Annotated in this window: 22 protein-coding genes; 8 read left to right on the forward strand and 14 right to left on the reverse strand. The window is 63.4% G+C overall.

Going from position 1 to position 26,454, the window contains the following annotated elements; genetic code table 11:
- Window positions 1-174: 174 nt before the first annotated feature.
- The gene (locus EHO51_RS12770; protein ID WP_124739200.1) at window positions 175-2,454 is read right to left on the reverse strand and encodes a hypothetical protein; all 2,280 of its coding nucleotides are present in this window, start codon (window positions 2,452-2,454) and stop codon (window positions 175-177) included.
- Between the two features lie 31 nt (window positions 2,455-2,485).
- Window positions 2,486-3,031, reverse strand: a complete 546-nt coding sequence (locus tag EHO51_RS12775) for a TetR family transcriptional regulator (protein WP_164479394.1) — start codon at window positions 3,029-3,031, stop codon at window positions 2,486-2,488.
- 140 nt (window positions 3,032-3,171) lie between these two features.
- Between EHO51_RS12775 and EHO51_RS12780 the strand changes: the two genes are divergently transcribed.
- From EHO51_RS12780 to EHO51_RS12805, 5 genes are all read left to right on the forward strand, one after another.
- A complete protein-coding gene (locus tag EHO51_RS12780; protein WP_124739202.1) occupies window positions 3,172-3,621 on the forward strand; it encodes a copper uptake system-associated protein in 450 nt (149 codons plus the stop codon).
- A gap of 601 nt (window positions 3,622-4,222) precedes the next feature.
- Window positions 4,223-6,580, forward strand: coding sequence for a TonB-dependent receptor family protein (locus tag EHO51_RS12790; RefSeq protein ID WP_124739204.1), 2,358 nt, complete (start codon window positions 4,223-4,225; stop codon window positions 6,578-6,580).
- Window positions 6,581-6,722: 142 nt separating this feature from the next.
- On the forward strand, window positions 6,723-7,382 hold the full coding sequence (locus tag EHO51_RS12795; protein ID WP_124740148.1) for an ABC transporter ATP-binding protein: 660 nt from the start codon (window positions 6,723-6,725) through the stop codon (window positions 7,380-7,382).
- Window positions 7,383-7,551: 169 nt separating this feature from the next.
- Window positions 7,552-10,020 carry an ABC transporter permease gene (locus EHO51_RS12800; protein ID WP_124739205.1) on the forward strand — a complete coding sequence of 823 codons (2,469 nt, stop codon included), beginning with the start codon at window positions 7,552-7,554 and terminating at the stop codon, window positions 10,018-10,020.
- Window positions 10,010-11,113, forward strand: coding sequence for a lipocalin-like domain-containing protein (locus EHO51_RS12805; protein WP_124739206.1), 1,104 nt, complete (start codon window positions 10,010-10,012; stop codon window positions 11,111-11,113). The genes EHO51_RS12800 and EHO51_RS12805 overlap by 11 nt, the downstream gene beginning before the upstream one ends.
- Here the strand turns inward: EHO51_RS12805 and EHO51_RS12810 are convergent.
- From EHO51_RS12810 to EHO51_RS12845, 8 genes are all read right to left on the reverse strand, one after another.
- Window positions 11,107-11,454, reverse strand: a complete 348-nt coding sequence (locus EHO51_RS12810) for a MarR family winged helix-turn-helix transcriptional regulator (protein WP_245434584.1) — start codon at window positions 11,452-11,454, stop codon at window positions 11,107-11,109. The genes EHO51_RS12805 and EHO51_RS12810 overlap by 7 nt on opposite strands.
- A 207-nt stretch (window positions 11,455-11,661) precedes the next feature.
- Window positions 11,662-13,002 (reverse strand): glycosyltransferase family 4 protein, encoded by a 1,341-nt coding sequence (locus EHO51_RS12815; RefSeq protein ID WP_245434585.1) that lies wholly within the window; start codon window positions 13,000-13,002, stop codon window positions 11,662-11,664.
- Window positions 12,969-13,286, reverse strand: coding sequence for a hypothetical protein (locus EHO51_RS12820; protein ID WP_245434586.1), 318 nt, complete (start codon window positions 13,284-13,286; stop codon window positions 12,969-12,971). The genes EHO51_RS12815 and EHO51_RS12820 overlap by 34 nt, the downstream gene beginning before the upstream one ends.
- A gap of 128 nt (window positions 13,287-13,414) precedes the next feature.
- Window positions 13,415-14,401 (reverse strand): hopanoid-associated sugar epimerase, encoded by a 987-nt coding sequence (hpnA, locus tag EHO51_RS12825; protein ID WP_124739208.1) that lies wholly within the window; start codon window positions 14,399-14,401, stop codon window positions 13,415-13,417.
- Window positions 14,402-14,551: 150 nt separating this feature from the next.
- The gene (locus tag EHO51_RS12830) at window positions 14,552-15,301 is read right to left on the reverse strand and encodes a CDP-alcohol phosphatidyltransferase family protein (protein WP_124739209.1); all 750 of its coding nucleotides are present in this window, start codon (window positions 15,299-15,301) and stop codon (window positions 14,552-14,554) included.
- Between the two features lie 205 nt (window positions 15,302-15,506).
- Window positions 15,507-16,688, reverse strand: coding sequence for a polysaccharide biosynthesis/export family protein (locus EHO51_RS12835; RefSeq protein ID WP_245434587.1), 1,182 nt, complete (start codon window positions 16,686-16,688; stop codon window positions 15,507-15,509).
- A 196-nt stretch (window positions 16,689-16,884) separates the two neighbouring features.
- A complete protein-coding gene (locus EHO51_RS12840; protein WP_124739210.1) occupies window positions 16,885-17,313 on the reverse strand; it encodes a hypothetical protein in 429 nt (142 codons plus the stop codon).
- Window positions 17,314-17,362: 49 nt separating this feature from the next.
- Window positions 17,363-18,067: a hypothetical protein gene (locus tag EHO51_RS12845; RefSeq protein WP_124739211.1), complete on the reverse strand. Its 705-nt coding sequence runs from the start codon at window positions 18,065-18,067 to the stop codon at window positions 17,363-17,365.
- A 190-nt stretch (window positions 18,068-18,257) separates the two neighbouring features.
- On the opposite strand from EHO51_RS12845, the gene EHO51_RS12850 reads away from it, so the two are divergent.
- Complete coding sequence (locus EHO51_RS12850) at window positions 18,258-19,007, forward strand: enoyl-CoA hydratase-related protein (protein ID WP_124739212.1); 750 nt, start codon at window positions 18,258-18,260, stop codon at window positions 19,005-19,007.
- A gap of 120 nt (window positions 19,008-19,127) precedes the next feature.
- Window positions 19,128-20,126, forward strand: coding sequence for a DnaJ C-terminal domain-containing protein (locus EHO51_RS12855; protein ID WP_124739213.1), 999 nt, complete (start codon window positions 19,128-19,130; stop codon window positions 20,124-20,126).
- Window positions 20,127-20,136: 10 nt separating this feature from the next.
- Here the strand turns inward: EHO51_RS12855 and EHO51_RS12860 are convergent, their stop codons facing one another.
- Both EHO51_RS12860 and EHO51_RS12865 read right to left on the reverse strand, forming a co-directional pair.
- On the reverse strand, window positions 20,137-21,030 hold the full coding sequence (locus tag EHO51_RS12860) for an anti-sigma factor family protein (protein WP_124739214.1): 894 nt from the start codon (window positions 21,028-21,030) through the stop codon (window positions 20,137-20,139).
- Between the two features lie 5 nt (window positions 21,031-21,035).
- Window positions 21,036-21,536 carry an RNA polymerase subunit sigma-70 gene (locus EHO51_RS12865; RefSeq protein WP_124739215.1) on the reverse strand — a complete coding sequence of 167 codons (501 nt, stop codon included), beginning with the start codon at window positions 21,534-21,536 and terminating at the stop codon, window positions 21,036-21,038.
- Window positions 21,537-21,753: 217 nt separating this feature from the next.
- Here EHO51_RS12865 and fabI point away from each other — a divergent pair, with 217 nt between their 5' ends.
- The gene (fabI, locus tag EHO51_RS12870) at window positions 21,754-22,614 is read left to right on the forward strand and encodes an enoyl-ACP reductase FabI (protein ID WP_018406062.1); all 861 of its coding nucleotides are present in this window, start codon (window positions 21,754-21,756) and stop codon (window positions 22,612-22,614) included.
- 265 nt (window positions 22,615-22,879) lie between these two features.
- Here fabI and EHO51_RS12875 read toward each other — a convergent pair whose 3' ends face one another.
- Together EHO51_RS12875 and EHO51_RS12880 are read right to left on the reverse strand one after the other, a co-directional pair.
- Window positions 22,880-23,536: a hypothetical protein gene (locus EHO51_RS12875; RefSeq protein ID WP_124739216.1), complete on the reverse strand. Its 657-nt coding sequence runs from the start codon at window positions 23,534-23,536 to the stop codon at window positions 22,880-22,882.
- An 861-nt stretch (window positions 23,537-24,397) separates the two neighbouring features.
- Entirely contained in the window at window positions 24,398-26,443 is a 2,046-nt protein-coding gene (locus EHO51_RS12880; protein WP_124739217.1) for a M3 family metallopeptidase, read from the reverse strand.
- Window positions 26,444-26,454 lie beyond the last annotated feature (11 nt).

Here is a 26,454-nt window from a genome sequence, read left to right on the forward strand (position 1 = left end):
ATCCACTTCGCTCGGACCCCTGTCGTTCCCGGCGGGTCGAAGGCCTGACCCGGAATCCAGAGCCGATCCAACAATGTTGGTTATGCTCTAGATTCACGATTGCGCGCGTCGGGAATGACTTCGGAGCCGTGCAAAGAGAATTCGTGTCACGCGCCAATTGCCGACATGCGTTCGCTATCTTCGCGACAATTCGGTCAGCAATCCGCGCAGCGGCTGGAAGTGGAACCGCACCTCATGGCGCCCTTCCGGAATCGCGACGGCCCGGAACATGACATTCGCGCGCAGAATCGGCGCTTCCACGCCGTCGAGGTTCGCGAACCACCACGGATGCCAGACGTCGTGCAAAACGAGCCAGCCTCCGCCTGGAGGCGCGCTGGCCTCGGCGACGATGCGATCGTTCTCGTAGGAGAGGATTTTCGCCGTCGCCGGCGGCGCATCTTTGCGCGTATGGCAGATCGGCGGCGTCTCCAGGAGCACCGTCTCGCGATAGTCCGCCTCCGGCCACTCGCCGCTCTTCATCATCGCCGCGAAGTCGACGTGGATGGCGCAGGTTGCGAGTATGACGCGCGGCATGGCGCCGGGATTTTCGTAAATGTGAACGTCGCCGATGCGCGTGAGCTCGACGAAGTCGCCATGCTTGTAATTCCCGTCGATCTTTTCGATGGGCACGCCGGTCGCGATAAATCGCAGGCCGAGCATGTCCGACAGGACTGAGCGATAGGAAGGATAGAGCTTGGAAAACTGGCGCTGCTCGGGAAGCGCGAGATGGTCTCCGGCGCCGGTTACGTCTTCGAAGAGCCGCAGCCGGATAGGATTGTAACCAAGATCATGATCGAAGCCATGAACGAGCGACGCGTTCGGCCAATGAAAATCAATCGCCGCAAGCTCGACGCGGTCGCGACGATCCGGCCCCGCCGTCTCCTTGAGCTTGCCGCGCAGATAGGCGATCACCGGATCCTTGCCGTCGACCCGCAAGGCGTCGAACTGTTCAGGCGGCAAGGCCGTCGATTCATTTGGTCCATTGCCGATCGTAAGATCGACGCTCATCAGCGTGGCGACCGCCGCGAGCAGATAGGGGCCGCGCAGCAGCCTGTCGCGAGTCGCGAGGATTAGCGCGATAGCGAGCGCGGCAAAAATCGCGCTTGTCGCGAGCGGCCAGGAGGCTTGGTTGAGATGGCCCTTCACGCCCGCGACAAGCAGCGCGACCGCGAACAGCGCGGCGACGGCGCCGACAAGCCAAGCCGTACGCGGCGTGACGTCGCCCCGCTCAATGAGATTGAAGGCATAGCCTGCGAGAACCGCGAGAGTCGTGCAAAACAGGAAGGTGGCGTCGGCCGGCCGGCGCCAGAGGTCGACGCCGGGAAGATGATAGAAGAAGGCGAAGGCCGGCGTGTAGCGGCCGAAGGCATAGAGGGCGAAAAACAGCGCGGCGACGGCGAAGAAGCGGATTTCCTTATCCGAAAAGAAGCGCCTGCCCAGCGCCGCGAGCAACGAAACGAGCGTCAGTTCGCCCATGTAGACATTGGACATGTTGCGCGCGAGGTATAGGTCGCGCTCGCCGACCGGGGGCCCCCAGAAGTTTTTGAGCGGGCCGTCCGTTCCGAACATATTGGCCGAGATCAGCGTCCAGAAGGAGCCCGGCGGCAGCGAGCCCTTGAATGCGCCGTCGAGATCGATCTCGGGTCGGTTCGAATGCGCGGCGAGCTCCAGGGTGAACGCAAGCGGCACGGCGATGATTGTCAAACCAACGAGCGCGCCCGCGGCGAGCGGCGTGACCGCGCCGAGTTTGGGCGAGTCATCGGTAGCGACGCGATAGGCGGCATAGGCGGACAGCATCAGCACGCCGAGGAACGCGACCTGGTCCCGTCCCAGCACCAGCAGTGCGGCGGCGGCGCCCGCAGCGGCGCCGTAGAGCGCCGAGCGCCGATCGAGCCCCCGCGCCAGCAGCCACAGCGTGAACGGGAGCCAGGCGAGACTCATGATCTGCCCGACATGCTGAATTCGCCACGCCGCCGAGCCGCCGAAAGCGAACGCGAGCGCAGCGAGCAATCCTCCTGCGGCGCTCCAGCCGCGATCGCGAAAATAGGCGATGAGCGCAAGGCCGCCCATGGCCAGCATCGCGAAGACGATCGCGTCGGCCAGCACGAAGGACGGCTCGGGAACGAGCGCCGCCGCCAGCAGGAAAAATGGCGAGAAAATCAGCGATTGCGGATCGGCGATCTGCGGCATCCCCGCAAAGACGTGCGGCGTCCAGAACGGCGACTGGCCGCTGTGCAGGGCATGGGCGAGAAAGGCGAATTGCGGGAAAAAATGCGCTTTCGCGTCCCAGGGAATGGTGACGCGCCCGGAAAGCCAGGGAAAGGCGAGCGCCAGCGCGCAAACGAGGAAAAACGCCGCCGCGAGGGCGTAGGGCTGACCTTCCGGGCGGCCGGCGCTTCTACCGATTCGTTGCATGGCCACAGTTCTAGCGGCTCCAGGCCATGGCTCAAAGCCGCGCTTCAGGCGCCCGCCTGAGGCCGAAGCGCGCAGCGAGCGCGTCGATATCAACAGTCGGACGGCGCTTGTCATCCGATTCCAGCAGGAGGCGCAACCCCATGCCGCGCAGCATGTCGACAAAGGCGATGATATCGGGGTCGTCGGCCGTCCGGCCGAAGAGCGGCGCGAGCTGCTCGGCCACGCCTCGGGCGTGCGCGGCGAGCGTTGCGCGAACTTCCGATTGGTCGCTCGCCTGAGCCACGACGCTCAAGAAGAAGCGCATCCTGTTGCGCTCGAACATGAGCGCGCGCACCGCTTCGAGGGGATCGACGTCGCTTCCGATCGAACCGCGCTTGGGCTTATGCGCCTGCGCATGCGACGCTTCGAGCGTCGCGGCGAGCAAATCCGTCTTACGCGGAAAATAATAGGTCAAATGCGACTGCCGCAGTCCGGCCGCAGCGGCGACGCGGGTTTGGGTCAGCGCCGAGACGCCTTCCTTCCTGAGGATTTTGAGCGCAGCGTCCAGAATGCGCTGACGCGCGCTTTTTTCCACCATCGCCATTCCCGTTCATTCAACCTTCGCCGCGCCAGCGTCGTATCAAAAAAAACGCGCCGCGGAAACGGCTCTGACGCTTGCGCCACATTCTATTGGTAATATACCAACATAGCGCACCACGCTAACGTTGGAGAGAATTGATGAGACTATTTATTATTGGGATGATCAGCGCAGCGGCGTGCCTGAGCGCGCGGGCCGACGAAGGATCCGAGGCGGCGCGCCGCCTGCTCTTCGAAACATTCGACAAGCCCGAAACGCGCCTGTTGGTCGACGCAATCGTCGTCGAAGGCGACGTCGCCGTCGCCGACTGGCGCCAGGGCGAACTCGGCGGCCGGGCGTTTCTTACGCGCAAGGGCGATGCGTGGAGCATCTCGCTCTGCGCCGGCGACGCCTTGAAAGACAGCGCCACGCTGGAAAAGCTCGGCGTTTCGAAAGCAAATGCGCAGGCGCTTTCAAAACGGCTGGCGGCCGAAGAGACGCGGCTCTCACCCGAAATCGTCGAGCGTTTCTCCCGATTTGACGGCATGGCCGCCGTCGAGGCGGATGGGAGCCATTCGCCGCTCGATCCCCATCACAAGCCCATTCCTTGATTGTCGCGCACTGTTGCGCCGGAGCAACAGCAACCGAAAATGCGCCCGTCAGGCCAGCCGAAGCGTTGCCCCACGTAATTTGGTATATTACCAACATTCTGGTTCGGGCTCTGGACGCCCTCCTTCACGCCTTCGGCGAGACGCAGCCACAAGGATCCGAGACAAATGGCGGCCCTTGCGAGAATGCCTCGCTCGATGATTTTGCGGCGCCTCGGGGCCCTTTGCATCGCGCTGCTTGTCGTGCTCGCGGCGGTTTCATCCTCCGCGCCGGCGCATGCCGCGCGTGCCGGGACGACCGTGCACTGTCCGGACACTTCCCAACCTGCGCCGACGAAGCATCCGTGTGGCGGCGAGCAATGCTGCTCGCTATGCGGTCACAGCCAGAAAGAGCTGGTTTTTCCCTTTTTCGCGTCCGCATCCGGCGCCATCGCCTATGCGCCGCCCCGCGCCGCAAGGCGCGCATTCTGCGCCATTCAGGCGCCGGCCAGAAAAACCGTCCGCGCACATTCGCGCGCCGCCCCGCGCGCGCCGCCCTGCTTCTCCTGAACGCTCAGTCTTCCCTTAACGATCGCGCGGCGAGACGCCGCTCAGGAGAGATTCCATGTTCCGGACCGGCTTGCTGCGCGGCGCGTCCGCCGTCGCCCTCGTTCTTTCTCTCGCGGATTCGAGCGCCTTTGCGCAACAGAGTCTGCCGACCATCGACATTGGCGGCGCCAAGCCGCGCGTCGTCGGACGCGGCGGCGGTCGCACGCCGTCTACGGCGACAGCGCCAGCCGCCCCCGCCACATGGACGCAAACCGGCGGCGGCGGCTCGCTAACAGTGCCATCAGTCGCCCAGCAACGCCGCGAACTCGAGCGCAGCGTCGGCTCGGTCGCCTTCGTCGACGCCAATACGCCCGAGATTCAAACCCGCTACGTTCACGACCTGCGCGACGCGCTCAAGGACGTCCCGGGCGTCTATGTCGAAAGCCGCTATGGACAGGAACTGCGTCTTTCGATCCGCGGCTCGAATCTGACGCGCGACTTCCATCTGCGTGGACTGGAGCTGCTGCAGGACGGCATTCCGATGAATTACGCCGATGGCGGCGGCGATATGTATCAGATCGATCCCAAATATTTTCGCGCGATCGAAGTTATGAAAGGCGGCAACGCCCTCGCCTATGGCTCCTCGACGCTCGGCGGCGCGATCAATTTCATCTCGCCGACCGCATATACGGCGCTCGCGCCGAACATGGCGTCGATCGAGGGCGGCAGTTACGGGACCGTGCGCGGGCAAGCGCAGATGTCCCGCATCATCGGCAATTTCGATTTTCTCATCAACGGCACGTTCACCCATGCCGACAATTACAGAAAACATTCGACGACGGACTACACGCAGCTCAACGGCAATCTCGGCTATCGCTTCTCCAATGATCTCGAGACGCGATTCTATTTCGGCGTCTATGACACGTGGCAGTTGCTGCCGGGACAACTCAATCAGTTCGACGCGCGCAACAATCCGCGACTGTCGCTGCCGCCGTATCCGCCGGGTTTCGGACCGGACGGCTTTGGCGCCAATCAGGCGCGCAACGTCAAGAACTGGCGCATTTCGAACAAGACCACGATCCTGAGCGAGTTCGGCCGCATCGACCTCAACAGCTGGTACACGCACAATTATCTCTATCATCCGATTTTCGTGGTCATCGAACAGGACGGCGGGACCTGGGGATTCACGCCGCGCCTCACCTCGAATTTCCTCGTTGACGGCCACCCCAACGAGCTCATCCTCGGCGGCCGCGTCTGGGGCGGATCGTCGAGCGATAATTGGGCCGACAATTACAATGGGATGCGGCTTAATCCCTATGGCGGGATCCCCGCGAACTTCGCCAATGCGCAGTTCTCCTTTCCGCCCTATTCGTTCAACGGACTCGCACAATTTGGCGCGGCGAATTCATGCTTCGGCTTCTGCGGCCTGTTCATCAATCCCGGATTGGATCCGCGTCTGCGCAACAATCGCGCGACGGCGCTCAATCTCGAAGCCTATTTCGAGGATCGCCTGCACATCACGCCGCAGCTCATCTTCATGTTCGGCGCCAAGCTTTTCGCCGATACGCGGCGCTACGCGGTTCTCGGCGGCATTCCCTTCGAGCCCGTTCCCGGCGTGTCGGACCAAGTCTACCGCGGCATCGTGCCCAAGGTCGGTCTGATGTACGAAGCGACGCCGGACATTCAGTTCTTCGCCGACATGACCGGAAGCCGCGACGTGCCGGACTTCATCGACCTGACGCAAGGCGTGTTTCCGCCGCCGCGTGACGGCACGAAATTCACGCCGCTCGCCGCGCAAAAAGCCTGGACTGGGGAACTTGGCGCGCGCGGCAGATGGGATCGCTACACCTGGGACGTGACCTTCTACCATTCGGAACTGCAGGACGAACTGCTGAAATTCACCACCAATCCCGGCCTCGGCATTCCGGCGACGACCTTCAACGCGAAACGCACCATGCACCAGGGCGTCGAATTCGCGGCGAGCGCCGAACTCTTGCGCGATATTTTCGCGCCGGATGCGGGCGACGCGCTGAAGCTGTCGCAGGTTTGGACCTGGAACGATTTCCGCTTCGTCGGCGATCGCGACTTCGGCGACAATACGCTGGCCGGCATTCCGCGCCACGTCTTGCGCACCACGCTGTCCTATTGGCGGCCCGACGGCCTCTATCTCGCGCCGCAGATGGATTGGGTTCCGGCAGGCGCTTTCGTCGACTACGCCAATACGCTGCAGGCGCCGGGCTATGTCTTGCTGGGCGTCCAGGCGGGCATGAAGCTGCCCTACGGTCTCTCGTTCTTTGTCGAGGCGCGCAATCTGACCAATCGCCACTACATCAGCGACGTGACCACGATCGTCGACGCCCGCGGTCTCGATCCGCGAGTCTTCTATCCCGGCACGGGGCGGGTGATCTACGGAGGCTTGCGCCTCGCGTTCTAGCTCGGCGACGTTTGGGCGATCGGCGAGGCGAGCCATATATAGGGCTGGCGCGCCGGCCGCCTTCGCCGGTCCGATCAGGGCGCACTGCTTGTCGATTGACGCGACGCCGGAAAATCTCGCCGCAACGCGGACAGGCGCGCCGATGCTGCGCGTTGAGGGCCTGCGAAAATCCTATCCGACGCCGCAGGGCCGCATTCCCGTGCTGCGCGGCGTGGACTTCACGCTCGCCGCGGGCGCCAGCCTGGCGCTGACCGGCGAATCCGGCAGCGGCAAGAGCACGCTCCTGCATCTTGTCGGCGCGCTCGACGACGCCGACTCGGGCAACGTCATTCTCGATGGCGTCGCGCTGACGCGGCTTTCGGAAAACGCGCGGGCCGCCATCCGGCGCGAAAGGATTGGCGTCGTCTTTCAGCAATTCAATCTGATCCCGAGCCTGACCGTTGGCGAAAATCTGGGCTTCCAGGCGCGACTCGCTGGGCGCTACGATCCGGCGTGGCAGGAAGAGCTTACCGCGCGTCTCGGCCTTGCGACGCTCGCCGCCCGCTATCCTGAGGAGCTATCGGGCGGACAGCAGCAGCGCGTCGCCATCGGCCGCGCCCTCGCCGTGCGCCCCAGGCTTCTGCTCGCGGACGAACCGACCGGCAATCTCGACGAAGCGACCGGAGACGCCGTCATGGCGCTGGCGCTCGACCTCGTCGCCGCGACCGGCTGCGCCTTTCTGATGGCGACGCACAGCGAACGCCTTGCGGCGCGGCTGCAACGCCGCGTGCGGCTCGAATCCGGTCTTCTGGCGGCGCAATGAAACGAATCCCGACCGATCCGTGCGCTTGGACCGCGTCATTCCCGGCAGGCCGAAGGCCTGACCGGGAATCCAGAGCCAATCCAAGAACACGGGTCGTTCTCTGGATTCCCGGTCGCGCGCTTTGCGCGCGCGTCGGGAATGACATCCGAGCCGTTCGAACGGATGTCGTATGAGAGAGACGCTCTGGACGCTCGCCGCACTGATCAGCCACTGGCGCCGACGGCCCGGGAACCTCGCGACGCTCGTGCTGGGTCTCGCCATCGCCACGGCGCTGTGGAGCGGCGTGCAGGCGCTCAACGCTCAAGCGCGCAACAGTTATGACGCCGCGGCGAACGCGATTTCGGGCGGCGGCGCGAGAACGCTTGTCGCCGCGCGCGGCGGCCTGTTTGACCAGGAGCTCTTCGTGAGACTGCGTCGCGCCGGCGTCGAAGTCTCGCCGGTGCTGGAAGGCGCAGTCCGAATTGGCGAAAAGAATATTCGGATCATCGGCGTCGAACCGCTGTCGCTGCCGCGCCGTTCGCCGATCGCCGACAGGCGGATGCGATCGGATGTGATCGAAGATTTCTTTTCCGGTCCAGGCCGTAGCTTTGTCGCGCCGCAGACGTTGCGCCCACTCGATCTCGCCGAGGGCGCACAGCCGCACACTGAACGCGCTCAGCAGCTCCCGCCGCTTGCGGCGCTCGCCGAAGCGCCGCCCGGCGCAATCATCGTCGACATCGGCGTCGCGCAACGCCTGCTCGATCGACCCGGAAAGCTCTCGCGACTCGTTATCCTCGATGAGGAGACATTCGACGAGGCGCGGCTTAAGCCGATCGCCGGCGATGCGCTACGGCTGGTCGCGCCGGATGATGATAGCGATCTCGCCCGCCTGACCGACAGTTTTCACCTCAATCTCACCGCCTTCGGCTTTCTTGCGTTCCTTGTCGGACTGTTCATCGTGCACGCCGCTTACGGCCTCGCCTTCGAACAACGGCTGCCGACCCTGCGCACTTTACGCGCGCTCGGCGTTGGTCCCCCTCATCTCATCGCGGCGATGGCATTCGAAATCGGCGCCCTGACGCTCATCGCGGGAGGCGCGGGCGTCCTCGGCGGTCACGCCATCGCGCAGGCGCTTCTGCCGGACGTCGCAAAAAGTCTCGAGAGCCTCTACGGCGCGCAAATCTCCGATCGCCTTGCGCTCGATGCGCGCTGGTGGCTCTCCGGCCTCGCGATGGCGGGCGCCGGCGCGGCGCTTGCGGCGGCGAGCGGCTTGACGAAAGCATTGCGGCTGCCGGCGCTGTCATTCGCGCGTCCCATGGCCTGGCGCGGCGCGCATCACCGCTATTTGCTGCGGCAGGCCGCGCTCGCGGCGCTTGCTCTTGTCGCAGCGGCCGGCGCATACGGCTTTGGCCAAGGACTTGCGTCAGGCTTCGCGATCATCGGCTTGGCGCTTCTTGCCGCCGCTCTCATTCTGCCGGTCGGGCTCGCCGGAGTCCTGGCGCTCGGCGAGCGTTTCGCGCGCCGCCCGCTCGCCCGCTGGTTCTTCGCCGACGGACGCCAGGAAATTTCCGGTCTTTCGCTTGCGCTGATGGCGCTGCTGATTGCGCTTGCGACCAATATCGGCGTCGGCGGCATGGTCGAGGGCTTTCGCCAGACGTTCGATCGATGGCTCGACGCGCGGCTCGTCGCCGAGATCTATTTCGAAGCGGCGACGCCCGCCGATGCGCGCGACATCGAGGCGTGGTCGCGCACGCAGCCCGACATTGCCGCGATCCTTCCTGTCTGGCGCGCGAAGACGCGCATCGGCGGATGGCCCGTCGACGTCGTCGGCATGACGCCTCACGAAACCTATACGACGCATTTTCCCTTGATCGACGCCCCGACGGATGTGTGGACGGCGCTGCACGCGCAGGACGCCGTTCTCGTCAGCGAGCAATTGGCGCGCCGCCTCAGTCTCGCTATCGGCGAGACGCTCGACATTCCGACGTCGGGGCGAGACTTGCCCGCGCGCATCGTCGGCGTCTTTCCCGATTACGGCAATCCGAAAGGCCAGCTGCGCATCGATCACGAAAGGCTGAAGCGCTATTTCGACGACGCCTCCGGCGTGCAATACAGTCTGCGTGTCGATCCCGCCGCCACAAAGCGCGTCATCGAAGACATCAAGCAGCGCTTTGGCGGAAAAATCACGCGCATCGTCGATCAGGCCGAAGTCAAGACTCTCTCGACGGACATCTTCGAGCGCACATTCGCCGTCACGACGGCGTTGAACACGCTCACGCTGATCGTGTCCGGCGTCGCGCTTTTCGCCAGCCTGCTGACGCTTAGCGACATGCGGCGCGCCCGCATCGCGCCAGTCTGGGCGTTGGGCGCGACGCGGCGAAAGCTGGCGGCGCTGGAAATGGCGCGGGTCATGGCTTTCGCCGCCGGCGCCGCGGCTTTCGCGATCCCGCTTGGGCTGTTCATGACGTGGTGCCTTGTCGCGATCGTCAATGTCGCCGCCTTCGGATGGCGGCTGCCATTCCATATGTTTCCGGCGCAATGGCTTGTGGTTTCCTGCATCGCGCTCTGCGCCGCGTTCTTTGCGGCGCTCATCCCCGTCGTTCGGCTCGCACGCGTCTCGCCGTCCGAACTGCTCAGGGTCTTCTCGAATGAACGCTAGATCCCCGAACAGTTTCCCGGAACGGCGCTCGGCAATTTCGAGGCGATCGGCGCTTCTTCTCGCGCTGTCGTCGAGCGGCGCGTTGGCGCAAGGCTTCGGCGGACTTGGCGCGACGGCGCCCGGCTTCGCGATTCCCCGAGCCGGAACGCCGCTCGCTTTTCCAAGAGACCACGGCGCGCATCCCGATTTTCGCACCGAATGGTGGTACGTCACGGCAAATCTAAAAGGCGATGACGGCGCCGCCTATGGCGTGCAATGGACGCTCTTTCGCTTTGCACTGCAGCCGAACGCGGCGCGGGCCGGCTGGGACGACCGCAACGTGTGGATGGGCCATGCGGCGGCGACAAGCGCCAGCGAACATCTCTTCGCGCAAAAATTCGCGCGCGGCGGAATTGGCCAGGCGGGCGTCGAGGCTTCGCCCTTTCGCGCTTTCATCGACGACTGGGTTTTGGAAACGCGCGACGATTCCACGGAAGCCGGAATCGAGCGGCTGCGCGTTGCCGCGAGCGACAAAAGTTTCGCCTATGCGCTTGACCTTACAGCGACGGGGCCGGTCGTATTGCAGGGTGAGGGCGGCTACAGCCGCAAGTCCGAGGCTGGACAGGCCTCCTATTATTACAGCCAGCCGTTCTTTCGGGCGGAAGGCTCGTTATCGATGAACGGACGCAAAATCCAGGTCTCCGGCCGCGCCTGGATGGATCGCGAATGGTCGAGTCAGCCGCTCGGCGCTGATCAAAAAGGCTGGGACTGGTTTTCGCTGCATCTTGAGGGCGGCGCCAGACTGATGCTGTATCGTATGCGCAGCGTCGAGGCGGCGCCGTTTCTCTTGGGGAATTGGATCGACGCCGATGGCGCAACATCCATACTCGCGCGCGAAGACATCTTCCTCGAGCCTTTGGAGAGGACGCGTATCGTCGATCGCGACGTGCCGATCCGCTGGCGCGTGAAGATTAAAAACCGCGACGTTGACATTGAGACGCGGCCGCTCAATCCAAGAAGCTGGATGGGAACCGATTTCGCCTATTGGGAAGGTCCGATCCGCTTTACGGGTTCGCACAGCGGCGAGGGCTATCTCGAAATGACGGGCTATTGAGACCCCGTGGCCGTGCGAAAAAAGTTCAAAAGAGCGCCTCGCGTATCCCGAAGCTTTTTCAAATGCACGGCGGCGAGCTCCGACAGCCGCCGGTCGCCCGCCCGCGTGATGACCACCAGCGATCTACGACGGTCAGTCGGATCGGTCTTTCGCCTGACAAGCTTGGCCTGCGCCAGGCGCGACACCAGCTCCGCCGCGCTGTGATCGCGGATCATCAACTGCTCGGCGAGTTCGCCGACGCTGATGTGTTTTGCGCCCCGAAAGGTGCGCACGACCAGAAGCGCCTGATACCATTGCACGGTCACGCCATGGTCGGCGGCGACCTGTTCGCTGAAGGCCACAAACCTTCGCAAGTCGGAGCGAAATTGCGCGAGCGCGACCAGGTCGTCTTCACTTGGCGACTTGCGCGGAGTCCCTTGTGTATGTTCGCAGAGATTCAAATGAAACCTCTTACTTCCCGAGTCGTTCTCGCGCTGCGCGACTCATTTGGAGTAAAGAAACAATGCGCGCGCAGCGCCGGCGGGTCAATTCTTGTCGGCGTCAAAGCGTTATAATTGCGCGATGAATTCATCAATCTTTGCAAAAAAAACATTGGGATCGTCGGCGCCTCCTCTGCTGATGCGCGCAAGCGCCGCGTGACGACGCGGCGACTGCGGCGTCGAATAGTCGCGAACCGCTTGCAGCCATCCAAGTCCGTCGAGCGGATCGACATAATCGATCGCGTCGCCGCCAACTTCGCGGAAGGCCTCGATGTCAGAGGCGATGACCGGCGTTCCCGCCGCAAGCGCTTCTGCGACGGGCAGACCAAAGCCTTCCGCAAAGGAAGGCATGAGCAGCGCACGCGCGCCGGCAAGCAGGCTGCGCAGTCCCGGCGTGGAAAGTCCGCCAGCCTCAATGACGTGAGGACGCAATGCGGCGCTTCGTTCCAGCATTTCGATCACGGCGGCGCTGAGCCAGCCGCGCTTGCCGACAATGACGAGCTTCGGCGGAGCCGTATCTCGCGCCAACGCGCGCCATACGTTCAGCAGCGTCATAAGATTCTTGCGCGGTTCGATCGTGCCGCAAACAACAAAATAGTTGACGCCGTCAAGCGCCGCCGGCGGCTCGGCGCGCGACGAGAAGACCGGCGATACGGGCAGGCGGGCGACGCAGATCGGCAGTTCCGGCCTTCCGCATTCGGCGGCGAATTGACGAAGGCGCTCGGCGACGGCTTGCGATCCGACGACAACGCCTGCGCCATAGCGGCAGACATTGCTCATGCGTCTGGGATGCAGCATCGCTTCTCTCGCACGAAAGAACTCCGGCGCCTCGATGGGAAGGAGATCATGGACGAAGAAAACAGGCTTCACATCCGGCCGCGCCGTAAGCCAGCGCAGATACCAGCTTCGATCAATGAGAAATTGCGTGACGTTGAAATAGATCGCGCCACGCGGCGCCTCGCCCGTTGGCCTTCCAAGATAAGGCGCCCAGCGCCGCATCGCCTGCCAGTTTCGCTCGAGGAAAGAGAGATTCGGCGATCTTTTGACGCGAGTCATCGAGGCCCGAGTGGAGCCGTTGGATAGAAGCGCCGCGACGACGGCGCGATAGACCTCATCCTCTCCAGCGTCGCCATCTTCGCGCCAGAGACTTTCGACGCCTTCGATCGTCTCGAGCGCGCTGTCGGGATCGGCGAGGCGCGGGCCAATCGCCGTGCAAATGAGCGCGCCACGCTCGCCTGCGCTGCGTGCAAGAAAATGCCTCGCGAGAGCGAAATCGACGCGATCGATGCCGTTTGGCGCCGCATTCAGCGCGCGTGTCACGATTCTCGTGACGTCATAGATGACGATGCTGCGCGCCGCGTCAGTCGCCGTCGACGTCAGTTGCGGCACTTCGTCTCGTCCATACGACATCGCCAAATCTCGATCGCGTCATTGGCTTCGCGAACAGCGCGTTCCGTTTCTCTTTCGAGACACTCCCGATAGCGGAAAACCATTTTCGTAAAGAGCTGCATTTCCTCATCACAAGCGGCCATCGCGAGTGCGGCGGCGGACGTCTCAATGCAGCTTGGGCGCGCCGGCGGAGCGCAGTAGGTGAAGCCTCGAAGCGCTTGCGCGGCAAGCGGCTGCGCATGCGTCAGGAAAGCAGCCGCGGTCGCGAGCGCGGCGCTGCACATGCTCATCCCGGAGAACCGCATCGAACCCACTCCGGTTGTCGAGCGCTTCCCGATCACATCGGGACATGTGATCGGGAAGGAAACGCTCAAAATCAAAATGCTGGAGCACGTCCTAACGAAAAAGTCTGTGAACTTTTTCGGAACCTGCTCTAAGCGCCGCGACTGGCGAACCAACGCACCGCATCGGCGACTGCATCGGCTGGCGGCCGCGTCTTGTAGCCGAGCGTGCGGCGCGCCTTGGAATCGTCGAAGAACATGCGCTTCCCCGAAAGCCGCAAGCTCTCCCGATTGAGAAACGGCTCCGAGCCGGCAAAGCGCGCGACGATTTCATTGGCGTAGGCGAGCGGCATGAGCGGCCAGCGCGGCAATTTCGCCCAAGGCGGCGGCCGCCCGGTGATCCGCGATATTTCAACGAGCAGGTCGCGCAAGGTCAGATTCTCGCCTCCGAGAATATAGCGCTCGCCTATACCGCCGACTTTCATCGCGGCGATGTGGCCCGCGGCGACATCCTCCACATGAACGATGTTGAGTCCGGTATCGACGTAGGCCGGCATGCCGCCGCGCATCGCCTCGCAGACGATCCTGCCGGTTGGCGTCGGCCGCACGTCGCCGGAGCCGAGCGGCGCAGAGGGGCACACGATGACGGCAGGCAGTCCTTCATCTCGGATCATGCCTTCGACCAAACGCTCAGAAAGGACTTTGCTGAGCTTGTAGGCGCCGATCGCCCGTTCTGGAATCAACCGGTTGAATTCTGTGCAGGGCGCCGAATCGGGATCAAGCGTCGCGACGCTGCTCGTATGCACGACGCGCTGCACGCCGGCCCGCAGCGCCTCGCGCATGACGATCTCCGTCCCGCTCACATTGACGCGCATCACCGGTTCTGGATCGGGAGCCCAAAGTCGATAGTTTGCTGCAAGGTGAAAGAGAGCCGAGACGCCGGTCATGGCGCGCCGGACGCTCTCGCGATCAGTGACGTCGCCTTCGACGATCTCGCAATCCGGCGGCACATTGCCGCGCGAACTCGATCCGCGCAGAAGCGCGCGTACGCAGAATCCTTCCGCCAGCAAACCTCTCGCGACAGCGCCGCCGATGAAACCGCTTGCGCCCGTGACAAGTACCGTTCCGCGAGAAACCATGCTCCTTCCCTGCCCCAGCGCCAGCGCCCTTAAAGAGCCCAGACTCCTTCGCCTCTCTTTGCTGATGGAATCGACAGAAAATGCCGCTTCACGGAAAATGGGCGGCGACCCCGTGAGGTCTAGATCGGGCCATGCGCTCGTCAGCGGCCGTCAGTTCGCGGCAGTCTCAATCAGACTTTGATCATCTACTTCCAATATGGATGGCTCGTGCGCCGCCAAGGCCGGTGGGAGCGATTCCATAATCTCGCGCTCCTCGCGCTGCATCCGCGCAAGATCCTTCTGTATGACGACGACGAAGCCAAGGAAGGTCAACCCGGACAGGCCGCCGATCACGAGATCCAGGACTGCGAAGCCATAAGCCTGCGCCGTCGTCGCGCTGGAACCGAGCCAAGCTGCAAAAAGCGCCCAGGACGCGACGAGAAGTCGAAACTCCGTCGCGCCCATGCCGCCGTAAGACAACCGATGCACCCGCTCCGTGACGACCCTCAGATAGGTGTAGGAACTCATCAGAAGATAGAGCGAGAGCACCAGGAGCGATGAGCCGAGCGTGAAATATGGCGACACGCCCAGACCGACAACGATCAGAGTCTGAGCGATGAGATCGGACGAATGGTCGATGAAATAGCCATAATGCGGCCGTTCGATCGAACGATGCCGCGCAAGCGTGCCATCGAGAGAATCGCCGAACCAGTTAAGGAACAGGCCTCCAACGACCAGGACGAGAAATCCACTGGACCAGTGACAGCCGATGAAGCCGATGAGCGTCAGGCCCGCGCCGCACAATCCGATCGCTGTCAGATGATCCGGGGTCGCCCAGTCCGGCAAACGCCGCACCAACGCCAATAGCACAGCGCGCTCCTTGAGCGCGAGAAAACTTTGGTTGATGCGCTGATTGGCCACGAGAACCCCTCAAAAGCGTTCAACAAGTTAGCGTCTGCGCAATTTCCGATGACGCTCAAGCGAACAACCGATCATATCCCAGACATATTACGGATGAAACAGGCAAAACGATGACATATTGAGAACTTAACCGGCATTAACCCAAATTCGAAAGCTGTAATGCGCCGGCATTTTCCGCGTTGACGCGAAGCAAGCTTTATGCCCGTCAGTACAAATATCGACTGACGGCGACGCCCTGAATCGCCGGCTGCCCAACCGTACCGACAAGTTGCATAAGTTTGCTGATGTCGGAGAACGGGGCGTTGCTGACGTAAAGAATGTCTTTGTCGCGAATGGGGAAGCGGCGCGCCGCAAACAACGCCGCGGGTTCCCGAAGATTGAGGTGATAGGCGACCGGCACCAGCCCAAGCGCAAGCAGTCGCGGCGAGACCTGCGGATATTCGCGCGCGAGACTTGCCGGCTCGTAGCGGAGAATGAAAACCCCATCGGGGTCGGCGCGTGAATCGGTCAGGCCGCCGGCCCTGCCGATCGCCTCTTCGAGCGTGATTCCGCGTGCATCGAATGGAACGACTGCGTTGGCCCCGGTCGCCCCCATGACGGTAAACGTCTGCGGCGTGCGCTCGACGGTCAAAATGTCGCCCGCCCGCAAATAGATGTCTTCGCGAGGATTGACGAGCAGCGCCTGAATGGGCGCCCGCGCCGTGCGGTTGCCGCGCGTCAAGGTCACGAAAGTTTCGTGGACTGGCGAACGATAGCCGCCGGCCGCGGCGATGACGTCCATGATGCGATCGCCGCCGAGCGTCAGCGGAACGCGCGAACCATTGGAGACTTCGCCGGTGACCGTGACGGCGTTGGTGATGTTGCGAGTCACATTGACCACGACCTGCGGTTCAATCGCCTTGCCGCGAAGCCGCTCGATGATCGCCGACTCGACTTCCTGCTGATTGCGGCCGGCGACCTGGATGCGGCCGGCGTAGGGCACGGTGACCGAACCGTCGCGCCCGACCATCTGGTCCGGAATCGCGGCGGATCGAGATCCAGGGCTCATCCGATCGGCGACGGGCGCCGAGAACAATCCGCCGGAAGCGGCCTCCCAAACAGTGATTTGAACCGAGTCGCCGATTCCGATCGCCTGGGCGGCGGCAGGCCGGTAATCGCCAAAGTAGCCCCGCAATGTCGGCGGCGCACGGCGGGCGAGCACGATGAGCGAGTTTTCGTCGATCTCGACAAGCGCGAAGCTCGGCTCCGGCGTGGCCAGCGTCGGCGCCATGCTCTCTACAATGTCCTTACGGGATGGACCTGCCGCAGGAAAAATCGAGCACCCCGCCAGCTGCAATCCGAGAGCGAGCGCGAGGCAGAGCCGCAGCGGGGGAATGACAATCGTCAAAGTCGCTCCAATATATGCGCCCGCCGGCGCGAATTATTGAACACAGAGGAAGAGCCCTCCCAGAGACGCCGGGAGCTTGTGCGGGCCAACCCAATATGCCGGCTATATGGCGGAAATGCCACCAGTTTTGTGAAGGATCGTAAAAATTTTACCAAAACGTTTGGATGGTTAATCGGACCGCCAGAATCGCCGTTTTTCAATCAGCTTTGTCGAACGTTCTCAGCGAGAGCGCGCGAACGCGGGCATCCGGGAGACGCTCGAAATCGGTCGCGCTGTGACGCTGGCCTTCCGCGCCATGAAATACGAAAACGCCGCCTCGCGTCACGATCAGATCGTTATAACGAAGGGTGGGATCGTCGAGCGCCGCCAAGAGCGGGTCCAACGAGGTCGGCGCGCCAGCGCGCGTTGGCCGCCCCACGCGCAGCTCGGATTCCGCACGCGCCGCGAAGGCTTCATAGCGTTGCCGCGCCGCTTCGACTTTCAGACGCCAACTCGTATAGGCTGCGGGCGCGTCTCTCGCTTCAAGCGCTGAAAGAGAAGGGGAGGCCGAGCGTGCGCTGGCGCTTGCCCCAACGGCTCCCAGCAGAACTCCAATGACTGTTATCGTCACGTAAGCGGCGCGCATGAAGGTAAATGCGCCCGCGTGACGAAAGTTCCGCGCTTCCTTCCAGCGACTACTCGTCGCTGCTTTGCGCGGAGGCGGCCGCGATCCGGCGTCCGTCCTTGAACAGCTTGGCGAACAGCCCGAGGACCGCCACCAGCGCGAGCCCGATCACCGCGACGTCGATCGCCGGCAGGGGATCGTGCTGACTTGCGGGAACGCCGAGCGCGATCGCGGCGAAAGGCCAGAAGGCCAGAAGTATGCGGAACTCCGTCACGCCCAGACCGATGTAAGCCATCTGCTGAACATGGCGCGTCGCGGCGCGAATATAGCCATAGGAAGAGAATAGCAGGTAGCAGACGAGCACCGCCGCAGCAGCGCGCAGCGTCAGAAACGGCGAAAATCCGTAGGCGATGATAAGCAGTATGTGCGAGAAGAGTTCAGAGACGTGATGCGACATGCCGGCGCCCGGCAGTTCGCCGCCGCGCAGCCGCGCCAGCGGAAGATCCGTCGTCAGGCCGAACCAGTTGACGAACATCGCCGGCGGCACGAGCCAGACCAACTCAGGCCATGAGCGGCAGCCGACCAGCGCCGCCGCCGCGAGCGCTGCGCCGCCCGCGCCGATCATCGACAGATGCGCGGGCGCGATCCAGCGCGGCGCGGCCCGCGCCATGCTTTGGACCAGGCGTTGTTCCGCGGCATAGAGGAAGCTCTGCCCGCGTCCGGGCGAACCGCCAAATAGCCGATTGGCCACCTCGCCGAAATTCATGACGCGCATGCCCCTGCTGCTATGGGGTCGGAAAAACGGCGCCCCAGCCGTAGACAATCTCAAGCGTTGAAATCTACGCGCTTGCGGCGCTGCTGCAAGTCGCCGATGATCTTCGGGCCCTGGCGCCGCATTTAACCTATCTCAGGGAATTCCTTCAAAACTTTGGCGAAGCCCGCAGCGAGCTGATCCGGAGACCTTTATGTCGGAAAAGATCGTCGTTTCGAGGGATGCCGGGGTGCTGCGCCTGCTGCTGAACCGCCCCGAAAAAAAGAACGCGCTGAACCGCGACATGTATCGCGCATTGATCGCCGCTCTTGATGGCGCGGCCCGTGACGAGACGGTGCGTGCCGTCGTCTTCGCCGGCGCGGGCGGCAATTTCACGGCGGGCAATGATCTCGCCGACTTTCGCGATTTTGCGCCTGGCGCAGAAACATTTCCGGCGCTGGCCTTCGTTCGCGCGGCGGCGGCCTTCGAGAAGCCGCTCGTCGCCGCCGTGACCGGGGACGCCGTCGGCGTCGGAACCACCCTGCTCTTCCACTGCGACCTCGTCTACGCCAGCCCAGAGGCGCGTTTCAAAATGCCGTTCATTGATCTGGCGCTGCCGCCGGAGGGTGGCGCCAGCCTGCTGGTCCCGCAGCGGTTCGGGATGGCCAAGGCGTCCCAATATCTGCTGCTCGGCGAGAGTTTCGACGGCGCGGAAGCCTTCCGTCTCGGCCTCGTCAACGCTGTCGCCTCCCCGGAAGTCGTCCTCGACCTTGCGATGGAGGCCGCACGCCGCCTGGCGGCGAAACCCCGTGAGGCGCTACTCGCGGCGCGGCGGCTGATGCGCGGCGAGCCGAACGACATACGATCGCGCATCGACGCGGAAGCCGCGCTTTTCGCCAAGGCGCTGACGTCGCCCGAAGCGCGCGAGCGCTTCGCCGCCTTTTTCGCTTCGAAGTCGCGTTAGCCTTCAGCGCGGCGCGACCTGCGCCGCTTGCGTTGCCGACGCGCTTCTCCCAAATAATAGGGCGGACATACGCGCCCGCGCCGCCAAGGGCGGGCGCTCACATGGGCTGATGGGAAAATTATGCGCGATCCTTACGACGTTCTCGGCGTGTCCAAATCGGCGAGTCACGCCGAAATCAAGAAGGCCTATCGCCAGCTCGCCAAGAAATTCCACCCTGACCGCAACAAGGACGACACGAAAGCCAAGGAGCGATTCACGGAAATCAACTCCGCCTATGAAATCGTCGGCGACGAGACGAAGAAGGCGCAGTTCGACAAGGGCGAGATCGGTCCCGACGGGAAACCCCGCTACACCGGCTTCGAGGGCTTCGGCGCGGGCGCGGGCGCCGGCCCCGGCGGCTTCACCCGCGGCTGGCGAACGGGCGGCGCGCCTGGCGGCGGCGCGCCCGGCGGCGATCAGCATTTCGAGTTTCACTTCGGCAATGAGGCGCCCGGCGGCGGCGGGCGCGCGGGCTTCGACCCTTCCGACCTCTTCGCGGATCTCTTCGGCGCGGGCGGACGCCGTCGCGCCGGCCCGCAGCCGACTCGAGGCGACGATGTCGTCGCCACCGCCACCGTGCCGCTCGAAACGGTCGCTCACGGCGGCTCGGCCCGCGTCATCCTGCCCAGCGGCCGCACGCTGGAAGTCAAAATTCCTGCGGGAATCGAAGACGGCAAGCAGATTCGTCTGCGCGGCCAGGGCCAGCCCGGCTCCATGGGGGGCGAACCCGGCGACGCGCTGATCACCGTGAAGGTCGCGCCCCATCCCCATTTCAAGCTGGATGGCCGCGATTTGCGGCTGGAGCTGCCGGTCACGGTTTATGAAGCCGCGCTCGGCGGACGGGTCGAGACCCCGACGCTGAACGGCAAGGTGGAGCTAAGCATCCCGCCGCACTCCAACAGCGGGCGCGTGCTGCGGCTGCGCGGCAAAGGACTTCCGGCGAGCGAAGGCAAAATAGCCGGCGACCTTTATGTCTCGCTGAAGATCATGCTGCCGGAAACGGCGTCCAGCGATCTCGACGCGCGGATGCGGGAATGGCGCGACGCGCAGCCCTACGATCCGCGCGCCAAAATGTCTTGAGGTCCTCGGATTATTTAACTTCGGCTGGCGTCGCCGCGACCGCGGCGGCGGCCGCTTCCGCCGCGGCCTGCATCGCTTCGGGCGCCAAGGCGCCAACGAGCACGAAGGCGAAGCCGCCAGCCCGCCATTCGATGACCGAAACGCCCTGACCGCGCTGGCCAGCCGGCGCGGCGAGGGCCTCCGCCCGCTCGAAATAAAGACCAACCCGCCCACCGTCGTCGCGCTCATAGACGAGAAACGCCGCCGGCGCCGCGACGCCGGGCGCGACGCGTCCGCCAAGCAGCCGCAATCCAACGCCGCTCAAATCCGGCGCGCGTGAAAACCCGACGCGCTCTTGCAGCCACGCGAGAAGCTCGCCACGCCGGCTGGCCTCGACCTCCACGGGTCGCGGGTCAAGGATGTAGGTCGCGTAGGTCAAGCCCGCCCGTGCGGCATAGCTCGTGGCGGCGATGGCGCGCGTCGTCGGGCTCTGCGCCGGGGGACGGCTTGCCAGAAAGAGCAACGCGGCCGCGGCGACGGCCGCGCCGGCGATGAGCGTCAGCAGCGTCGACGCGAGCGCCTGGCGCCGCCGGCTCGCGCGGATTTCGTCGAGCTTGCGCGTCGGACGCGGCGCGGCGCCGGGTCGCCCCCAATGGATGGCGCCGGTTTCTATCGGCCCCTGACCGGCGGGCGGGGCCGGCGGGCGCGCCGCCGCCTCCCGCAGCGACAGCGGCGGCGTCTCAAGCGCCACCGGCTCAAAAGCGGCGCGCAGCGCCGCGTTCTGTCGCCGCCAGCCCTCAACGAGAGCGGCGTCCTCGGGATGCTGCAGGAGATGGTCTTCGACCTTGCGCCGCCGCTCGGGGTCGAGTTCGCCGTCGACGAGGGCGTGTAAATCGGCTTCTTCGATCAGGGCCGAGGGCGTCATCGGCGCTACTTCACGACCCGCAGATGCGAAGCGGCGCGGCGGGCGCCCTCCGACGACGCGACGGGCCGCAAACCCTCGGCGCCGAGCGTCGCGCGGGCGCGCATCAGACGCGCCAGCGCCGTTTCCCGGCTCGCGCCGACGATGCGCGCGGAGGCGTCATAGCCGAAGCCCTCGAGCGAAACGAGCAGCAGCATGGCGCGCTCGTCGAAGCAAAGACTTGCAAGCCCGTGCACGACCGGCGGGTGGCGCGACGCTGGACCTGGCGCATCTGCGAGCTTTTTCTGAGACAGCGCGACGAGCGCCGCATAGGCTTCGATTCGCGCTTCGGCGAGATCGGCGGGGCGCAGCTCGCGCGCCCGGATCCGCGCGCCGACCGACTGCAGCGCGCTTTGCACGAGATCGTCGGCGATGGCCGGCCCTGCGCCGGCGCAGAGCGCGCGCGCATAGCGTCTCAGGGCCGGAGTCGCTCCGCCCAGATCCGTTATGATGTCGGCTCTTCTGCCCATGCGGCCCGCTCCGCTCGGTCTTCTCGCCAGTCTGCGAAGCCAATGACGTTTCCTATCGAATGATAGGGCATCGCCGCGCAATTGGCTATGCTTGGCCGCTCTGGCGCGTGCGATTTCACATCCGCCGCCGCCTGTGGCGCGAGGGTTTCCTTTGCGCCCAAACCACGCTAAACGGCGCGAGCCGCCGAGCCCTTCTTTGCCCAGGATATAGACACGCATGACACAGCAAGCCGCGCCTGCCGCCCTTTTCGCCGGATTGCTCAAGGGCAAGAAGGGGCTCATCCTGGGCGTCGCCAATAATCGCTCGATCGCCTGGGGCATCGCCAAGGCCTGCGCCGACGCCGGCGCCGATCTGGCGCTCACCTATCAGATCGAAGCGCTGGAAAAGCGCGTGCGGCCGCTGGCGGCGGACATCGGCGCGACCGTCATTGGGCGCTGCGACGTCGCCGAGCCAGAGACGATGGACGCGGTCTTCGCCGAGATCGAGAAGCTTTGGGGCCGGCTCGATTTCGTCGTGCATTGCCTCGCCTATTCCGACAAGGACCAGCTCGACGGGCGCTATGTCGAGACGACGCTGGAAAACTTCCAGATGTCGCTGAACATCTCCTGCTATTCCTTCACGGCGATCGCGCAGCGCGCCGAGAAGCTGATGACGGACGGCGGCTCGCTCCTCACGCTGACATATTACGGCGCCGAAAAATGGATGCCGCATTACAATGTGATGGGCGTGGCGAAAGCGGCGCTCGAAGCGTCGGTGCGCTATCTCGCCGCCGATCTCGGCGTCAAAAACATTCGCGTCAACGCGATCTCGGCCGGGCCGATCAAGACGATGGCGGCCTCGGGCATCGGCGACTTCCGCTACATTCTGCGCTGGAACGAATATAATTCGCCGCTGCGCCGCGTCGTGACGATCGAGGAAGTGGGCGAGACGGCGGTCTATCTGCTGTCGCCGATGGCGCGCGGCGTTTCGGGCGAAGTGCTGCATGTCGACGCGGGCTATCATGTCGTGGGCATGATGAACCCGAGCGCGGCGCCGAAAATGGCGGATCTCCTGGCGCTGCTGCCGCAGCAGAAGTAGGCGGCTTGCCGCGTCATGCCCGCGCTTGTCGCGCATCCTCGTTGGGATGGCCCGCTCTCCCAAAGCTGCCGAACTCTTTCACGTTATGAACGCCGCAGGAGAAGGAGGAGCGCCGGGACGGCCGGACGCCGACAACCCGGATGACCGTCATATGATTCCGCGCCAAATCTATCGATAAGAGTCGCGAATATTTTTGGCGGAGATAACAAGAAAGAACCCCCTACACTCCGCCAAAAATCGTTGGACTCTATCAATAGCTTTAGTCTCATAAGACTTCGATAGTGACACTCAGTTCATCTTGCAGAATAAATCCGCCGTTCCTTCCGGAGACGCCAAATAATCTCCAATCGATGTAGTCGGTATGAAGCGCACCCTTGGCAGATGCGATTGCATCATCAAGAGCTTCCTTAAACTGCCCCGTTTGCGAAAGGCCTGTAAATCTCTTGCCCGCGATGGCAGCATGGGAATGGCTTTCGAGAGGGAAAGGATCGGCGCCGCCCGAGTTGCCAATTTTCCGCCAACGCCGAAGCCATGGCCAAGGAAGTATTGGCCCCTTTAAGTCGGACACGGCCGCGATCCAACCTTGATCATCAAAAGCGATTTCAATTGTATTCTGACGGGCGTGAATTCGTGCTCCAAGAATTGGCTTTCCCTCTCCCCAATAGTTCCTCGGGTCAAGCAGTATTATTGGATCGGAAACGATTGGGGTCTGGACAGGCAAAACAATACCCGTCGGCGGCTCTGCATTAAAATCAAAATCTTGAATACCATCTTCCGGAGGTTCAATGTAGAACCAAGCGGATAGCGCGCCCTTTGTCCAACCACTGGAAGAAACAGTTCCAATAGCAAATAGCGCCAACGTAACTGGCTTACTCTTGAGGATTTCAAAAGAGGCTGAGTCGACTTTCTGAATTCTTTCCATAACTACCTCCAAAGCAATATAAAAAACAATCCAATTTACACGGAAAGGAGATTGGTCTTTGAATAAAGGCTACTTCTTTCAGTTCAGTTCTTTCTATTCTCGTGGCCCCACCGCTTATCGCGACAAGTTTATTTAATATAGTTGTATCAACCTTCACCATAGCCAAGAGCTAACAAGCTTTTGCTTGCCAGTTAAGGTTAACTTCAAAACTAAGACTCTCGGGCAGCCCGTTGGCGTCTTGGCTCTTACTGGAAAACAGTTAAACCCAATCAAAAGCGCCCACTCGTTAAAATTAAGTAGAATACGCTTCTTGCCGAGAGTCAATAGACTGTGTCTTTACGGTTGCTAGATCCATTACCGAGCGAGATCGTGTTGACAACTTTGCCGACGGTATGAGCCCTAACGCACCCCAGCCGGCTTCCCCGCCACAGTCACCAGCAGATCGCGTCGCGCAAGAGCCGCTCCGCGTCGGCCATTGCGCTCGTTGAGGAAGCTCGGCTCTAAACTATCGAGCTGCAGATTGACGAGCTGGCTCGCGATCTTCGTCGACGTGTCGAAGCGCAGCGCATAGGAGCCGTTAAGTAACTGTTGGTCCTCCTATCGTCTCTGAGGTCCGAAAAGGGCGGTCGCTGCCGTGGAATCGGAGAAGGGCTTCCTCATCCTGAGGAGCGTGCGAAGCACGCGTCTAGAAGGACGAGGAAGCCCGTTCTCGCGTATTTTTCCTCACCCGCGTCCTTCGAGACGCCGCCATCGATCTCGGGCTTGCCCGAGATCGACATTAAATTCGCAAGTCGGGTAAACCCGACTTGCGGGCGGCTCCTCAGGATGAGGGTGAGGAAAACAGTTCTCTGGACGGCTCCTCTACCCCGCCGGCTCCGCAAATCCGCGTTGCCGTAGCAGCGGCTCCACCGTCGGCATCCGCCCGCGAAAGGCCACATAGGCGTCCGCCGCGTCCTGCTTGCCGCCGGCCGCGTAGATATGATCGCGCAGGCGCTGCGCGACCTCGGGCGCGAAGGGGTCGCCCGTCTCCTTGAAGGCCTCGAAAGCGTCGGCGTCGAGCGTTTCGGCCCAGAGATAGCTGTAATAGCCCGCCGAATAACCGTCGCCGGAGAAGATATGCGAAAAATGCGGCAGGCGGTGCCGCATGATGATTTCCGGCGGCATGGAAATCGACGCGAGGCTGTCCGCCTCGAAGGCGCCAGCGTCGAAATCCGGCGCGACGCTTTGCGCGTGAATGTCGAGATCGACATGGGCCGAGGCGCAGAACTCGACCGTCGCGAAGCCCTGATTGAAATGGCGCGCGGCGGTGATGCGCGCGACGAGGTCATCGGGAATGGGCGCGCCCGTCTCGGCATGAAGCGCGAATTTCTTCAGCACCGCCGGCTCCAGCAGCCAGTGCTCGTAAAGCTGCGAAGGCAGTTCGACGAAATCGCGCGCGACATTGGTGCCCGCGACCGAAGGATAGGTCACGTCCGACAGCATGCCATGCAAGCCATGGCCGAATTCGTGAAACAGCGTGCGGGCGTCGTCGAGGCTGAGCAGCGTCGGCGCGCCATCGGCGCCTTTGGTGAAATTCATCACATTGACGATGATCGGCCTGGTTTCGCCAACGAGATTGTGCTGCGCGCGGAATTCCGACATCCAGGCGCCGCCCCTCTTCGACGGCCGCGCAAAATAATCGGCGAGGAACAGCGCGACATGCTTGCCGTTGCTGTCCAGCACATCGAAGGCGCGCACATCCGGATGGTAGAGCGGCAGGCCCTTCTGCTCGACGAAGCGGAGGCCGAAGAGTTTCTGCGCGACGTCGAACGCCGCGGCGATCATGTTGTCGAGCTGGAAGTAAGGACGCAGCGCGGCCTGATCGAGATCGTAGCGCTTCGCGCGCACGCGCTCAGCGTAATAGCGCCTGTCATGCGCCGCGACAGTGAAATTCGCGCCCTCTTCTTCGACCATCGCCTGGATCTGCGCGCGCTCCTCGGCGGCGCGCGTCAGCGCCGGCGCCCAGACGCGACCGATCAATTCGCGCACGGCGGCCGGCGTCTTCGCCATGGAGTCGTCGAGTTTGAAAGCGGCGAAACTGTCAAAGCCGAGCAGCTTCGCGCGCTCTTCGCGCAATTGCAGAATTTCGCGGATGAGCGGGCGGTTGTCGGTCGCGCCCGCATTCTCGCCGCGGCTCGCCCAGGCGCGAAACACCGTCTCGCGCAGATCACGCCGCGTCGAGCTTTGCAGAAAGACTTCGGCGCTGGAGCGCGACAGCGTCACGCCATATTTGCCGGGCGATCCACGCTCCGCCGCAATGCGCGCGGCGCCGGCGCGAAAGTCCGGCGAGAGGCCGTCGAGATCGCTTTCGCCGAGCAGCAGCAACCATGATGATTCATCGGCCAGCACATTCTGCGAAAACTGCGTCGAGAGGCCCGCCAGCCGCTCGAGAATCGCTTTGAGACGCGCCTTGTCGGCGCCGTTCAGCTTCGCGCCGGCGCGCACGAAGTTCTTATAGGTCAGTTCGAGAACGCGGCGCTGCTCCGGCGTCAAATCGATGGCCTCGCGCGTCTCGTAAAGCGCCTCGATCCGGCGAAACAGCGCGGGATTCATCGAGATGTCGCTGGAGTGACGCGAAAAGGCGCCGGCCATATCGCGCTCGATCCCCTGCAATTCGGGCGTCGTGTCGGTGGCGGCGAGATTCCAGAAAACCGCGCCGACGTCGGTGAGAAGTCGCCCCGCCCGCTCCAGCGCGCCGATGACATTGTCGAAGGTCGGCGGCGACGTGTCGTTGGCGATGCCGTCGATCTCGCCCTTGTGCTGGGCGAAGGCCGTTTCGAACGCCTCGCGGAAATGCCCGGGCGCGACCGCGTTGAAAGGCGGCAGGCGGAACGGGCCGCTCCAGGCCATAAGGAGAGGGTTATCCATGACAGTCTCTT

Origin of the sequence: Methylocystis rosea, from assembly GCF_003855495.1 — a bacterium.
In the GTDB taxonomy this organism is placed as follows: domain Bacteria; phylum Pseudomonadota; class Alphaproteobacteria; order Rhizobiales; family Beijerinckiaceae; genus Methylocystis; species Methylocystis rosea_A.